This is a genomic window from Micromonospora echinofusca (assembly GCF_017614955.1).
GTDB classification, from domain to species: domain Bacteria; phylum Actinomycetota; class Actinomycetes; order Mycobacteriales; family Micromonosporaceae; genus Micromonospora; species Micromonospora echinofusca_A.
In genome coordinates this window covers 1-14,477 of record NZ_WVUH01000185.1, presented here as the reverse complement: position 1 = coordinate 14,477, position 14,477 = coordinate 1, and the positions used below count along the sequence as shown (strand labels likewise).

General features: G+C 72.7%; 10 protein-coding genes. 4 read left to right on the top strand and 6 right to left on the bottom strand.

Annotated features, from left to right (window positions below):
• A partial coding sequence (locus tag GSF22_RS20245) for a maleylpyruvate isomerase N-terminal domain-containing protein (protein WP_208815292.1) occupies positions 1 to 683 on the bottom strand: 683 nt, incomplete at its 3' end.
• A gap of 57 nt (positions 684 to 740) precedes the next feature.
• On the opposite strand from GSF22_RS20245, the gene GSF22_RS20240 reads away from it, so the two are divergent.
• Together GSF22_RS20240 and GSF22_RS20235 are read left to right on the top strand one after the other, a co-directional pair.
• A complete protein-coding gene (locus GSF22_RS20240) occupies positions 741 to 1,220 on the top strand; it encodes a DUF6232 family protein (protein ID WP_208815291.1) in 480 nt (159 codons plus the stop codon).
• 76 nt (positions 1,221 to 1,296) lie between these two features.
• Positions 1,297 to 1,749: a YbhB/YbcL family Raf kinase inhibitor-like protein gene (locus tag GSF22_RS20235; RefSeq protein WP_208815290.1), complete on the top strand. Its 453-nt coding sequence runs from the start codon at positions 1,297 to 1,299 to the stop codon at positions 1,747 to 1,749.
• A gap of 86 nt (positions 1,750 to 1,835) precedes the next feature.
• On the opposite strand, the gene GSF22_RS20230 is transcribed toward GSF22_RS20235, so the two are convergent.
• Positions 1,836 to 2,717 (bottom strand): phosphatase PAP2 family protein, encoded by an 882-nt coding sequence (locus tag GSF22_RS20230; RefSeq protein WP_208815289.1) that lies wholly within the window; start codon positions 2,715 to 2,717, stop codon positions 1,836 to 1,838.
• A 340-nt stretch (positions 2,718 to 3,057) separates the two neighbouring features.
• Here GSF22_RS20230 and GSF22_RS20225 point away from each other — a divergent pair, with 340 nt between their 5' ends.
• Positions 3,058 to 3,711, top strand: coding sequence for a DUF3159 domain-containing protein (locus tag GSF22_RS20225; RefSeq protein WP_208815294.1), 654 nt, complete (start codon positions 3,058 to 3,060; stop codon positions 3,709 to 3,711).
• 522 nt (positions 3,712 to 4,233) lie between these two features.
• Here GSF22_RS20225 and GSF22_RS20220 read toward each other — a convergent pair.
• A complete protein-coding gene (locus GSF22_RS20220) occupies positions 4,234 to 7,140 on the bottom strand; it encodes a glycoside hydrolase family 48 protein (RefSeq protein ID WP_208815288.1) in 2,907 nt (968 codons plus the stop codon).
• Between the two features lie 988 nt (positions 7,141 to 8,128).
• On the opposite strand from GSF22_RS20220, the gene GSF22_RS20215 reads away from it, so the two are divergent.
• On the top strand, positions 8,129 to 9,670 hold the full coding sequence (locus GSF22_RS20215; RefSeq protein WP_244367843.1) for a GH1 family beta-glucosidase: 1,542 nt from the start codon (positions 8,129 to 8,131) through the stop codon (positions 9,668 to 9,670).
• Between the two features lie 96 nt (positions 9,671 to 9,766).
• On the opposite strand, the gene GSF22_RS20210 is transcribed toward GSF22_RS20215, so the two are convergent.
• From GSF22_RS20210 to GSF22_RS20200, 3 genes are all read right to left on the bottom strand, one after another.
• On the bottom strand, positions 9,767 to 10,189 hold the full coding sequence (locus GSF22_RS20210; protein WP_208815287.1) for a roadblock/LC7 domain-containing protein: 423 nt from the start codon (positions 10,187 to 10,189) through the stop codon (positions 9,767 to 9,769).
• Positions 10,186 to 12,876 carry an ATP-binding protein gene (locus GSF22_RS20205; RefSeq protein WP_208815286.1) on the bottom strand — a complete coding sequence of 897 codons (2,691 nt, stop codon included), beginning with the start codon at positions 12,874 to 12,876 and terminating at the stop codon, positions 10,186 to 10,188. Before GSF22_RS20205 ends, GSF22_RS20210 begins: the two co-directional genes overlap by 4 nt.
• 213 nt (positions 12,877 to 13,089) lie before the next feature.
• Positions 13,090 to 14,415 (bottom strand): FGGY family carbohydrate kinase, encoded by a 1,326-nt coding sequence (locus GSF22_RS20200; protein ID WP_208815285.1) that lies wholly within the window; start codon positions 14,413 to 14,415, stop codon positions 13,090 to 13,092.
• Between the last annotated feature and the right edge of the window lie 62 nt (positions 14,416 to 14,477).

The window sequence follows — 14,477 nt, the reverse complement described above, 5'->3', positions numbered from 1 at the left end:
AGCCAGCGGAAGTGGACGCGGTCCAGCGTCGCGCGTTCCGCGCCGGTCAACGGCGCCCGCCCGGTCGCCTTGGCGACCAGCGTGGCAGCGTCCCAGCCCAGTCCGGGCGGCACCACCGTGTCGCCCACGAGCAACCTGGCGACCACGTCGGCCGCCGGCCCGGTCAACCACACCGGACGGTCCACCGCGGCGGCCAGGTCGAGCCCGTGCACCGCCACCTCCACCACCCGGGTCACCAGGAACTCGACGACGGTCATCGCGTCGCCGTGCCGGGTACGCACGACCCGACCCGGCGGCACCGCACCGGACGCGTCGTACGCGGACCGCCAGGCCTGCTCGAACCCGGCGGCGAGTGCCGGGCCGGCGGGGAGCGTCCCCGCCGCCTGCCGGGCCGCCGCCACCCGGTCGGCGTCCACCTCCGGGGCGAACTTCGCGGCCCCGAAATAGGCCGCCGCGTCCACCTCGGCGTGCTGCGGCGCCGGCGGCCCGGCGAGCATCCCGGTGAGCCGGCCGGCCCCGACGAGCACATGGGCGACCAGCTCACGGACGTTCCACGGCGGGCAGCCGGTCGGGCGGTCGAGTTGGGTGTCGGTCAGCCCGGCCAGTACCCCGGTCAGGCGGTCGCACTCCGCCCGGAACGCTTCACGGACCAGCGACGACCTGCCGTCCCCCCACTCATTCATCCGGCACACGGTAACGATCCCCTTCCGCCCGGTCGACATCGCGGGTTTGCTTGAGCGATGACGCTCTATTACCGGGACGGCACGGTCCAGGTCACCTCGGAGCACATCCAGGTCGACGGACACCGGATCGACCTCCGCGACGTCAGCTACGTCTGGCACGTCCAGGGACGCGCCGGCCTCGCCGAGCGTTCCCGGGTACTCGGCCGGGGCGTCCTGGTCCTGCTGCTGTCCCTCCCACCCCTCGTCGCGCTGGTCTGTCTGATCTCGCTCGGCTACGCGGCGCAGGACCGGGGCCAGTGGCGGACCGTCCTGGTCATCGTCGCGGTCTGCGCGATCGGCGCGCTGGCCCTCGCCCCCTTCCTGGAGATCCCGTTGGGCTGGCTGGACCGCTCCTACGACCGGGGTTCCCGGGTACACGAGCTCTGGGTCCGGCACCACGGCCGGGAGACCATGCTGCTGCGCAGCTCCGACGGGCTGCGTTTCGGGCAGATCTACCGGGCCGTGCAACGCGCCGTGGAACAGCGGTCCGGGGACTGACCAGCGGTTTCAGGTCGCCGGGGCCGGGTACCCGGGCGGCGCACACCGACCGGCGGCACGAGGAGGCGATGGGTCGATGGCAGGAATCCTCCTGCGCAGCGTCGCGTTCAACGACCACGACCGGATACCCGACCGGTTCGCCCGGGACGGCGGGAACGTCTCGCCGCCACTGGAGTGGGATGACGTACCCGATTCGACCAGCGAACTGGTCCTGCTGGTCGAGGATCCGGACGCCGGACGCACACCGTTCCTGCACTGGCTGGTGACCGGGATCGAGCCCAGCCCGGGCGGGGTGGCCGAGGGGCAGGTACCGGCGGGCGGCCGGGAGTGGACCAACGGTTTCGGCGCCACCGGCTGGGGTGGGCCGCACCCGCCGGCCGGGGACGATCCGCACCGCTACTTCTTCCGCCTGTACGCCCTGCGCAAACCGCTCGACCTGGCCGATCCTCCGGATGCCGCAGCGGTGCACGACGCGTTGAAGGGTCGGGAGATGGCCAGCGGGACCATGGTGGGGACGTTCGCCCGCTGACCCGGACCGACCGACCGGCCGACCGGCCGGGCGGGCGGCACGGCGACCGGTCAGAGGGCCGGCGGCCAGCCGGATGCCCGCGCCGGTCAGCCCTTGAGTCGGGGTACCAGCCGGTGCACCGAGGTCAGCACCAGGGCCATCACCACCGCCATGCTCCCGGCGATCCCGGCGGCGCTGCCCGCGTACGCGGTGAACAGGGTGTCCCGGGTCAGGTCCGCCGGGTCCGGCAGCCGGAGGTCGACGATCCGGGACAGGGCCACCGTACACCCGGCCACCAGGACCAGCCCGCCGATGCCGAGTACCGAGGCGATCACCCGGTGCGCGTCGGTCGGGTCGACCTGGGCCTGCTCCCGCTGGGTGAAGAGCAGGACGAGACCGGCCAGGGCCGCCCACGCCCCCACCACCAGGAACGCCGCGACCGCGTCGCTGGGCCGGTGCCAACCCGCCGACAGGGTGGCCACCCCGGCGATGCCGGCGTACGCCGTGCCGACCAGGGCACCCGCCGCCCGGACCTGCCGGGGCAGGACCAGCACCAGGGCGACCGCCACCGAGGCGGCGACGGCGGTGTGCCCGCTGGGCAGGCTGTTGCCGACCGCGGCCCGTTCCGGGTCGATGCCGAAGTCCGGCCGGGTAAGCCCGTACTTCAGCAGCTGGGTGGTGACGTTGGCGCCACCGATCAGCAGCGTCGCCATGATCGCCAACGCGATCCGGCCCCGGATCAGCGCGATGAAGCCGATGACGGCGGTGGCCGCCAGCAGCGACACCACCGACATGGCGTTCAGCACCCGGTCGACCGGTTCGTCGATCCGGTCCTGGCCGATCCGGTTACCGGTCAGCGCGACGGTGTCCAGCCACTGCCCGGCCCGGGTACCCACCGCGTAGTGCCAGAGCACGAGGAACGCCAGGACCTGGAGGATGACCAGCAGCACCAGCCAGGCCGCCGTCCAGGCCTTCGTCCTCGTTCGCATGCGCACACCGTAACGGTCCCGGTCGTACCCTACCGGCGCGGGCCGGGTGCGGAATCCGCCCCCTGCGGCGTGACCGTGGTGAGCAGGTACACCCCGGCCGGCAGGGCGCTGGGAGCCGCGTCACCCCCGCCGGGGCCGGCAGTCGGCGACGTGGGAGCGGTAAGTTGGGGCCGGACGTCGACAGGAGGTGGCGGTGGCCGGTACACCACAGCACGGCCGACCCCGCGTGGCCGGCCCGCCACCGAACCAGGACGCGCTCCGGACCGGGTCACCGGGCCAGGACGCGCCCCGAGGCGGATCACCGGGCGGTACCGACCCGGCCGACGAATCCCTGTCGACGCTGCTCGGCGGACGGCGGGGTGCGGTCGACGCGACCCTCCCCCCGGTGGCCTTCACCGCCGGCTGGCTGCTCGGCGGGCACTCGATCTGGGCGGGCGTGATCGCCGCGGTGGTCACCGGTACGGCGCTCGCCGGCTGGCGGCTGCGCCGGGGCGACCGGCCCCGGTCGGTCCTGATCGGCCTGCTCGCCGTCTGCGTGGCGGCGCTGATCGCCCTGCGTACCGGCCGGGCCGTGGACTTCTTCCTGATCCAGGTCGTCTCGAACGCGGCGAGCGCACTGGCCTGGGTGGCCAGCATCGTGATCCGCTGGCCACTGCTCGGCGTGGTCGTCGGGATCGCGTTGGGGCAACGGACCCGCTGGCGCCGTGACCCGGCGCTGCTGCGGGCGTACTCCCGGGCAAGCTGGTTCTGGGCCGCGACGTACGCGTTGCGGGTGGCGGTGTTCGTGCCGCTCTACTACGGCGGGCAGGTGGTGGCGCTGGCCGCCGCCCGGCTCGCGCTGACCTGGCCGCTGGTGGCCACCGCGCTCGCGGTCAGTTGGTGGATCATCCGCCGGTCCCTGCCGGCCGGGCATCCGGGGATACGCCACCCGGTGGTGCCGACCGCGACCGCCGGGAGCCCGGCGGAGACGGGACGGTTGACCGGGACGGTCTGACCCGGACCGACGGCGGGCCCGGGGATCTGCCGCCGGACAAGCGAAGAGGCCGCCACGGGGGGAGCGGCCTCTTCGGTGAGTACGGTACCCCCTGGCGGCGCCCAGTGGGAGTCCGTTGGCCCGTGGTTTCACGGATGTTCACGTTCTCGCATCCCAGACACCCCTTCGACCAGCCGCACCGGCGTGTCGGGGTGGAAGTTCCAGGTCCACCGGGGGGCGTGGCGGGTCGACCGGCCGCTGCGTCGGCCAGCCGGCCGACCCGCCACGGTTCGACCTGACCGTGGGCGTCAGGTCGTGCCGGGACCGGGACCAGGCCCGGTCGGGGGCCCGCCGCCCACGGTCCATACCGGACCGGGCACGGCGTACGGGCGGCGGGTGGGATCCGGCCGGACCGGATCCCACCCGCCGCGTTCGCGGCCCGTGTCGCCGTGGCACGGGCCGGCGATCCGCCGCCGTCAGCTCCTACGGCGCGGATCGGCACTCCGGGTGGGCGGCCCCACCACCCACCCGGAGCCGTCCCGGTCAGCCGTTGGGGAAGAAGTTCCCGTAGTCGGCGTAGGCCATGGCGACGTCCGCCTGCGCCCAGAACCGGTGGTAGTTGAACGTCGGAGCCGGTCCACCGTCGAGGTGCGCCTTGACCTTGGGCCAGTCCGGGTCGTTCTTGTAGAAGGACCGGATGTCGAGGAAGCTCTTGCCCGAGGCGATCACGTCGCCGTTGGGCATGGTGCCGGTCCAGCCGGACGGGACGTAGAGGCCCTGGCCGGTGCTGGCGTTGTAGACGTCGTCGAACCGGGCGTAGTCGCCACGGGTCTCCGGCGCCGAGACACCCTTGGCGTCGCTGTTGGCGTACAGCGCGTCGAGCAGGCCCTTCGCGGTGTTCTTCGCCGCGACGTTGCCCGACTTGGCGGCGTAGGCGATCAGCGTACGGGCGTACGCGCCGGCCACCCCGACGTCCTGGCTCTTCGACTTCACCGTGACGTGCAGGTTGGTGTTCGCCGCCGGGCTGGTCGGGTTCCAGGTCTCCGGCTTGCCGGTCCAGGTCAGCTCGGACGGGACCTGGAAGTCCTTACCGGTGCCGATGGTGGTGTTGGCGATCGCCCACGGGACCCACTTGTCCAGCAGCGCCTTGGCCTTCGCGTTGCCGGTCTGCTGGTACAGCTCGGCGATCCGGTGCATCGACCAGACCTGCATACCGAACCACTGGTTCGACGGCGGGTCGTGGTAGACCGGCTTCTCGTCGTAGAACATGCCGTAGAAGGTGGGCGTACCGGCCGGCGGCTGGGCGTAGGCGCCCTGCCAGCTGTTGGTGGCCCCACCGGCGATGCCGCCCTCGGCGGACTGGAGCCAGGTGTAGAACTCCAGCTGCCGCTCCAGGCTCTTGGTCCAGTCGGCGACGGCGGTCGGCGACTTGGGCTTGAGCTCGTTGACGTTGGTCAGCGCCCAGGCCGCGAACGGGTTCTGGTAGCCGAAGTGGTTGTGGCTGGACCCGATCCGCCAGGACCAGTTCTGGTTCTGCTCGTACGCGCCACCCCAGGCGTAGTACCACGACATCAGGTAGTGCGCGGAGTCCTTGCCGGTGCCGGCCGGGCAGGTGGTGGCCCCGACGCAGTTACCGATCTTCTTGAAGTACTTGTCGAACATGGCGTAGCGCAGGTAGTCGCCCATCTTGGCGGCCTTCGCCACGGTGGCCGCCACGTCGGCCGCCTTGCCCTGCGCCTTGGCCCAGGTCAGCGCCCAGTAGGCGGCCTGCACGGCGCGGGCGTCCGCGTCCGGGGCGTTGGTGTACTTCCACTGCTTCGCCGGGGCGTTCTGCTCCTTGACGAACAGGTCCAGGTAGCCGTACTGGCCACCGTGGGCGAAGGTGTCGCAGGACGGCTGCGGCACGGTCTCCCAGACCGACTCCTGCGGACCCCGCTGGAAGGTGTTGATGTACGCCGGGCGGGTGGTGCCGTCGCCGCACCGGCCGTAGCCGTAGACGTTGTCCACGTCGAGCAGCCAGTGCATGCCGTAGATGTCACCGGTGCCGTAGGTGCTCTGCAGCTCGCTGCGCAGCGGGTCCTGACCCACCGAGACGTTGGGCTGCAACTGCGACGGGTACTGGCTGGGCAGGTCGAACTCGGAGGCGTACTGCGCGGTGCCCGCCGAACCGGCGGTGGGCTGGTCGGCGTGCGACGGGATGATGTACTGCTCCATCACCGTCCAGGCGTTGTTGAACGGGGCCCAGTTCTGGGTGACCCGGCCGTACTGCGCCTCCAGCCAGAGCCAGAAGCTGAACGCCTCCGAGGTGGTCTCGTGACCGTGGTCGGGGGCCTCGACGATCAGGGTCTCGATCGAGTGGTACGGCACGCCCTCGGGGCTGAAGTAGCCCGAGTTCTTGATCTTGCCGTACTGCTCCAGGAACCGTGCGGTGTAGACGTTGTCGCCGCCCGGGGTGTCGTTGTCGATCTCCGTGGCGGTGATGGCCAGTGGCGCGAAGCCGGTCGCCGTCGCGGTGACGGTGGCGCTGCCACCGGCGGTGTCGCTGTCCTCGGCGGCGGCCAGGGTCAGGGTGACGCCGGTGTTCCAGTTGGCCGTGGTCAGGGTGGCCGTGGCGGGCGACACCGTCACGTCGGTGTCGCCGGTCCGGGTCAGGGTGACCGGGACGTTCGCCGACGGCGCGGCGCTGAGCTTGAGGTTGACCGTGGCGGTGCCGCCCTCCGGCACGCCGACGGCCGACGGGGTGGCGACGAACTGCGGGCCGGTGGCCTGGCTGACGGTGAACGACTTCTCGTCGATCGCGGTCAGGTTCGCGTTGTCGTACGCCTTGGCCTGGACGGTGTAGCTGCCGGCCGGCAGGTCCTCCAGGGTGTAGCCGTACGGCGCGGTGGTGTCGGTGTTGACCAGCAGGCCGTTGCGGTAGAACTCGACCTTGCCGATGGTGCCGTCCGGGTCGCTGGCGGTGGCGGTCAGCGGCACGTCGGCGGGGGCCTCGAACGGTCCGGCCGGCACGCTCAGCGAGACCGTCGGCGGCTGGGGGTTGACCACGCCGCCGCAGGTGACCCCGTTGACCGAGAACGAGGTCGGCTTCGGGTTGGTGCCGCTGTGCGTGCCCTGGAAGCCGATGGTGGTCTCGGCGCCGGTGGCCAGGCTGCCGTTCCACGCCTCGTTGACGGCGGTGACCTGGTTGCCGGTCTGGCTCCACCGCGCCGACCAGCCGTTGGTGACCCGCTGGTCGCTGGGGAAGGCGAACCGCAGCGTCCAGCCGTTCATGGCGTCGCCGAGGTTCTTGATCGTCACGTTGGCGGTGAAACCGTTGTTCCAGTCGCTGGTCGCATAGACCACGTCACAGGCGGGGGCGGCCTGCGCGGCGGCCGGCAGGGCCACCCCGCCGACGACCAGTGCGCCGGCGGCGAGCATCGCCACCCGGCGACGTCTTGCCCAGAGTTTCATTGCGTGGAGTCTCCTCGCGGACCTGGCCGGGGCCGACTGGCCCGCGGCGGGGCGTCTCCGGCGCGGAAGGGCGCGGGGGTCGGAGACACCCGGGAAGGTGGAAGACCCGTCCCGGAACGGGTGCGGGCGGACAGGTGCGCCGAGCGTCGGACCCGACGTCGGTGACCCGACCCGCTCGGGCGCCGTACCGGGTGACCCGGCTGCCCTCGGCGGCCCTCGTTCGCGTGGTTGCGTGGCTCCCCTGCGCGATGTTCGACAGTCTGGCATGGGAGCGCTCCCGCATCAAGGGCGTGCCCACCCGGGGCCGGCCACGGTTGCCGGATGACGCAATCCGGAAACCGGGCACAGGAGCGTTTACGCAGGTGGAGACGACACCTGCCGGTCACTTCACGGCCGGGAGATGTTTCGATCTCATTTTGGGTCTTTCACAAACCCGTGACGACGGTTACAGTCGCAGCAACGTCGATGGGAGCGCTTCCATCGATGGCGATGCAGTGAGTGAAGCAGCCGGGGTAGCTCTGCCCGATCAACCCCGGCCACTGACCACAAGGGCCGACGGCGGGCCAGCCCGGACTCTGCCGTCAGCCGAAACCCGCCACCGAAAGGAGGTGGAACCAGAGCCACTCGCGTGGCCCGGCTCCCGCGCGACACGCATGACCAGGACGCCAATTCCACTCATGCGTGTATGTAACTGAACGTGGGGACGGGGGCTGCCCTCCCCGTCCCCACACTAAACCCCCGATGACGATGGGAAAAGAGGCCGACGGGACTGGCGCCCGATCGGCCTGTCGCGCTATCCGCGGTCGCCCGGCGCGCCGCACCACCCGGCCGTCCGCCCGCACCGTTCGTCCCCCGTGGACCAACCGGTGGGCCGGCCCCGCCACCATCGCCGCACACCCTTCCGACCTCGATCGACAAGGACCACTCCTGCCGTATCATGGGAGCGCTCCCGTCGGTCGCGGTGGGCATCCCACCCTGAGGAGATCCCATGTCCGTACTCACCCGGCGGCATCTGCTCCGCCACGCCGCGCGCTCCGCCAGCGCCACCGCCGTGGCCGGCGTGACCCGGGCCGCCGTCAGCGCCACCGTCCCCACCGGCGCCGCCCTGCTGACCGCCGGTGACGCCACCCCCGCACGCCGTACCGGCGACCCCGCCACCGGGCCGGGTGACGACACCGACCCGGAACGCCACACCGACGCGGAGGGCACCCTCGGCCTGCACTTCCCGGAGAACTTCGGCTGGGGCGCGGCCACCTCGGCGTACCAGATCGAGGGCGCCGCCAAGGAGGACGGACGGGGCGAGTCGATCTGGGACACCTTCAGCCGGACCCCGGGCCGGACCCGCGGCGGCGACAACGGTGACGTCGCCGCCGACCACTACCACCGCTACCTCGCCGACCTCGACCTGATGCGGGACCTGGGGCTGCGCAGCTACCGGTTCTCCATCTCCTGGCCCCGCATCCAGGCCGACGGGCGCGGCGCCCCCAACCAGCGCGGACTGGACTTCTACCGGCGGCTGGTCGACGGCCTGCACGACCGGGGCATCGCCCCGATGGCCACCCTCTACCACTGGGACCTGCCCCAGGCGCTCCAGGACGCGGGCGGCTGGGAGAACCGCGACACCGCCCACCGCTTCGCCGAGTACGCCGACGCGGTGTTCAACGCACTGGGCACCGCCGTCCCGACCTGGCTCACCGTCAACGAGCCGAAGACCGTCGTGCAGAACGGGTACCTGATCGGCCACCACGCCCCCGGTCACCAGGACCCGGACGCCGCGTACCTGGTCGCCCACCACCTGATGCTGGCGCACGGTCTCGCCGTGCAGGCCCTGCGCGCCACCGGTGACGACACCCGGATCGGGCCGGCCCTGAACCTGCACCCCTGCTACCCGGTGGACGACAGCCCGGCCGCCACCGCCGCCGCCCGCCTCTACGACGGCTACGAGAACCGGCTGTACCTCGACCCGGTCTTCACCGGCAGCTACCCGGCCGACGTGCTGGCCGACCTGGGCCCCGGCAGCCGGATGGTCCAGGGCATCCGGGACGGCGACCTGAAGATCATCTCAGCCCCGGTGGACCTGCTCGCCGTGCAGTACTACACCCCGATCTACGTCACCGGCACCGGCGGCACCGAGCGCCGCTGGCCCACCTCCGAGGCGAGCTGGCAGCAGATCTACCCGGACGGCATGTACGACATCCTCACCCGGGTGACCCGCGACTACGGCCCGGTACCGATCACCGTCACCGAGAACGGCCTGCCCACGCCGGACACCCTCAGCGACGCCGGTACCGTCGACGACACCGGCCGGATCGCCTTCCTCCGCGACCACCTCGCCGCCGCCCACCGGGCCGTCGCCAGCGGCGTGCCGCTGGAGAGCTACCACGTCTGGTCCCTGATGGACAACTTCGAGTGGGAGGTCGGCTACGACCAGCGTTGGGGCTTGATCTACGTCGACTACCCCACCCAGCGTCGGGTCCTCAAGAGCAGCGCCCACTGGTACCGCCGGGTGATCGCCGCCAACGGACTCTGAACCACCCCACCGGGCACGGGGCCGCACGACCGGCCCCGCGCCGCCGGACGAAGACGGGGGTCGGACCGTGGCCACGGTCCGACCCCCGCTACCCGTTCAGCGCGGCAGGGCCTGCTGCAACTCCGCGCGCAGCGCCGGGGTGAGCATCTCCCCGGCCTGCTTGGCCAGCCGGGCCATCTCGTACCCGACCACCCCGATGTCGGCGTCCGCGCCGGCCAGGGTGGCCAGGATCGACCCGTCGCGGATCTGCATCACCAGGAAGTAGCCCCGGCCCATCTCCACCACCGTCTGCTTGACGATGTCACCGTCGAACATCTGCGCCGCACCGGCGGTGATGCTCATCAGCCCGGAGGTCACCGCCGCCAGCTTGTCGGCGTGGTCGCGGGGCAGGTGGTCCGAGATCGCCACCAGCAGCCCGTCCGAGGAGACCACGATCGCGTGCGCCACCCCGGGCACCCGCTCGGTGAACGCGCTGACCAGCCAACTCAGGTCCCGTGCCTCTTGACTGAGCGTCTTCACTGTTGCATCCCTTCGCTGCGCCCGCCGGCCGGCGGCATGGATATCTCCGTCGTCTCCTCGGCCTCCGCGCGGCGTACGCCCCCGTACAACCGGGAGAGCATGCCGCCGACGGCCTCGGGATCGGGGTCGTGACGTGCCAGGGGCACCGACGGCGTGGCCGACTCGGTGACCGCCGGCAACTGGGCCATCGGTACCCGGATGGGCAGCCCACGGTGGTTCGTCCCACCCGTGACCGGCACCACCGGTGGCGCCGGGGCACCCACCCCGGTGGCCGCCGGGGCGGCACCGTCGGACGGGCCGGGACGGGACCACCACGTGCTCCGGGCCGCCGGGGCGCCGGTGGGCGGACTGAGCACGTCCTCGGCCCGGGTCGGCACCGGTCGGGTCCGCCGGGGCGTCGCGCTCCGACCCGGCGGACGCCCGGCCACCGGCAGCTCCAGTACCCGGGTCTCGTCCACGCCGCCCGGCCGCGGGTCCGGTACCGGACCCGGGACACCCGGCTGCGGCACCGGCGGGGCGACCACCACCGGTGGTGCCCCGACGCCGTTGCGCGCACCGTCGCCGTTGTGCTGCCCGGCCGGCAGACCCTGCGGCACCGGGGCACCGGCCAACGGCAGCCTGACCCGGCCGGTCGGCGGGGAGACCGCCATCCGGCGGGGCGCGGTGGGCGGTTCGACCTGGTCGACCGGGGCCGGCGCCACCAGGTCGGCCGGCAGCCGGACGACAGCGACCAGACCCTCCTCACCGACCTGCAACCCGACCCGGATGCCGTGCCGGGCGGCGAGGTGGCTGACCACGAACAGACCCATCCGTTCACTGGCCGCGACATCGGCCGCCGGCGGCTGGGCGAGCGTCTCGTTCGCCTCCGCCAGCGCGGTCTCGCTCATCCCCAGACCGGCGTCGACGATCTCCAGTACGGCGCCGTCCGGGTCGGCGCGGCCGATCACCCGGACCAGGGTGTCGGGCCGGGAGAAGGCCGTCGCGTTCTCCAGCAGCTCGGCCAGCAGGTGCACCAGGTCACCGATGACGTGCCCGACCACGTGCAGCGGGTCGGCGATCTCCTGGCGGATCCGCTGGTACTGCTCGATCTCCGCGCTCGCCGCCAGCAGGACGGCGGAGAGCATCACCGGCCGGTTCCAGCGGCGCGTCGACTCGGAGCCGGCGAGGACGAGCAGGCTCTCGTCGTTACGGCGCATCCGGGCAGCCAGGTGGTCGAGGCGGAACAGGTTCTCCAACTGGTCCGGGTCGCTCTCCTCCCGTTCCAGCTCGTCGAGGAGTTCGAGCTGCCGCTCCACCAGCACCTGGCTCCGCCGGGCCAGGTTCACGAACATCGCGTTGACGTTGCGCCGCATGACGGCCTGCTCGACGGCGACACTGACCGCGCTGCGGTGCACCGCGACGAACGCCTCGGCCAGCTCACCCAGCTCGTCGAGGGAGCGCACCACCGCCGGGGCCACGTCGATCTCGGGTACGCCGCCGCTGACCGTCCGCAGCCGGTCCAGCGCGTCCGGCAGTTCGATCTGCGCGATCCGCAGGGCCTGCCCGCGCAGCATGCGCAACGAGCGGGCGATGGACCGGCCGATGATCACCGAGGTCAGCACCGCGACGAGCAGCACCAGCAGCACCCCACCGGCGACCAGCAGGGTACGCCGCAACTGGGCGCCGCTGGCCGCCTCGGCCTCGGCCACCGCGTCGTCGAGGATCGTCGTCTCCACCTGGCGGAGCAGGTCCTGCCGACGCTGACTGGCCGACCACCACTGCTGCGCCGGCAGCACCACCGGGGCGGCGGTGGCCGCCGGGATGGTCTGCTCCTCCAGCCGGGTGGCCGCGACGAAACCCGGGTCGGTCGACGTCTGGTCGTACCGGCGGATCTGCTCCTCGGTCGCCACCACCCGGAACGCCCCGAGCGTGGTCAACTGCTGGGCACGCAGGTCACTCAGCCGGGCCTGCGCCTCCCGCCCGTACCGGCCGGTGCGGGACGCGTCGTACAGTTCACCCCGGATCCGGGCCGAGATCTCCTTGACCCGGGCGAGCTCGACGTACCGCAGCACCGCGTCGGTCAACTGCGGTCGGTCCTGACCGGGCGAGGGCTCGGCGAGCAGGTTCAGCAGCAGGTCGATGGCCCGGTGGTAGTTGGCCAGGATGGTGTCGGTGCTCAGCACCGCCGCCGGCACCGCCGCCCGGATGTAACGCACCTGGTCGTACGCCTGGAGCACGTCGGCGTAGGCGACCCGCCAGGACGCGTCGGCGTCGGCCAGCGGGGCGGCGGCCTGGCGCAGCCGCTCGACCGAGGCGTCGGTACGTTCGTAGAGCGGCTTCAGCACGGCGATCGCCGCATCCCGTTCCGGGCCGCCACTGGTGATGCGCAGCGACGCCAGTTCCCCGGTGACCCGTTCCCGTTCCTGTTGCAGGTCGTGCACCAGACCGGTGATCGGCCGACCGATGATCACCTGGTTGGCGAAGTCACTGAGCACGTTGGTCTGCCCGACCAGGCCGGCCACCTGCACGGTCGCCACCACCAGGAAGGCGACCGACGGGATGATCAGCACCGCGGCGAGTTTGCTGCGCATCCGCCAGTCCCGCAGCCGGAACGCCGAGCGCCGCCGGTGGGTCACCACCCGGACATCGAACCGGCGACGGCGATGGTTCGACACCGCACCGTGCGACGGGTCGGGGGCGGTCCCCACACATGCCTCCTACAGACCCCCCGGCCGATCCGGGGAGCGGGGTCCATCCAACCAGCCGGTGAACAGGTGTCAACGGGCCCACCTGAGGTCGGGTTCAGGAAGGATACGGTGGGTGGGTACGTACTGCCGTGGTCGGTGACCGGCCGTCGTCCGTCCGGCTGATGCCTCCGGTTGGTCCGCTCCGGTCGTACCGGTGGGCCCGGCGCCGCGCCGTCACCCCATCCGGCCCAGTGCCACCAGGGCCGCCCCCGTCGCACCGATCTCCGGATTGGGCTCGTGCCGGACCGTACGGGGAGCCAGCGCCGCCGCGAACGCGCCCCGCCACCAGGCCGAGGCGGCGATCGCACCGCCGCCCAGGGTGACCTCGGTGGACTGCTGCACGGTGGACTCGATCTCGGTCAGGTCCACGGCCACCCGGCGGCAGACCGCGTCCATCAACCCGGCGACGATCTCCACCGCCGTGGTGCCGAACCCGATCCGGCCCAGCGACCCGGAGCCGGCCGGGGCGATCCCCGGGGGCCGGTCCCCGCCGAGCCGGGGGTCCGCCGGGACACCACCGCCGGGCGGCACGGCGGCCAGCGCCGCCTCCAGTTCGGCCCCCTCCGGGAGCCGCAACTCCCGGTGCGCCCAGGCGAACAGGTTCCCGCCGGACGAGTAGGCCGCCCCGGTGACCACGTGGTCGTGGTCGACCCGGTAGCGCCACAACCGGTCGGGCAGGTCCGGCAGCACGCTGCCGGCCGGTACCCGCTGCACCAGCCGGACGGCGGCGGAGGTGCCGACGGTCACCGCCGTACGGTCCGGGGTGACGCAACCCGAGCCGACGTTGGACGCGGCGCCGTCCCCGACCGGTGCGGCCCACACCGCCCCGGCCAGCGCCGGCCACCGTCGGGCGCCCTCGGCCCGCAACCGCCCCTGCCAGCCGACCGGGGCCAGGGCCGGCAGCTCCCCCGGGCGGACCTGGGCGATCCGCAGCGCCTCCGGATCCCAGTCGCAGGTACGCAGGTCCAGCAGTCCGGTGCCGGACGCCTGCGACACCGACATCGGCGCCTCGTCCAGCAGCGCACCCAACACGAACTCGACCAGCCCGACGAAGCGGGCCGGGGCGGTCCCGGCGTGGCTGCGCAACCAGGGCAGGCGGACGTTCCAGAAGCACCGGTGCACCCAGGTGCCGGTACGCCGGTGAAAGGCAGCCGCGTCGACCGGACCGGGCGCCTCGGCCGGGGCGTACGGCCGGGTGTCCAGCCAGGTGAGCACCGGTCCCAGCGGCCGACCCGCGCGGTCCAACGGCAGCACCGAGTGCCACTGGGCACTGGTGGCCACCAGCCCGACGTCGGTCAGCCGGCCGGCGGCGGTCAGCTCGTCCAGGCACTCCACCAGCGCGCCCAGGTAACCCGGCCCGTCCAGGGTGCCCGCGCCGTCGTCGCCCACCGCGACGGTGAGCCGGCGGCGGGCCAGCGCCCCGGGTACCGGCACCGCGTCGGCGTCGAGGACCAGCGCCCGTACCGACGAGGTGCCCAGGTCGAGAGCGAGAATGTTCATCGCGGGAAACCGTACCCGTCCGGCGGCCCGCCGATACCCCGCGCACACCGACTGGCCGGGGT

Coding starts and splice junctions, on each gene's coding strand:
- GSF22_RS20220 (WP_208815288.1), bottom strand. CDS start 7,140: ATGAAACTCTGGGCAAGACGTCGCCGGGTGGCGATGCTCGCCGCCGGC.
- GSF22_RS20200 (WP_208815285.1), bottom strand. CDS start 14,415: ATGAACATTCTCGCTCTCGACCTGGGCACCTCGTCGGTACGGGCGCTG.
- GSF22_RS20230 (WP_208815289.1), bottom strand. CDS start 2,717: ATGCGAACGAGGACGAAGGCCTGGACGGCGGCCTGGCTGGTGCTGCTG.
- GSF22_RS20240 (WP_208815291.1), top strand. CDS start 741: ATGACGCTCTATTACCGGGACGGCACGGTCCAGGTCACCTCGGAGCAC.
- GSF22_RS20235 (WP_208815290.1), top strand. CDS start 1,297: ATGGCAGGAATCCTCCTGCGCAGCGTCGCGTTCAACGACCACGACCGG.
- GSF22_RS20215 (WP_244367843.1), top strand. CDS start 8,129: ATGTCCGTACTCACCCGGCGGCATCTGCTCCGCCACGCCGCGCGCTCC.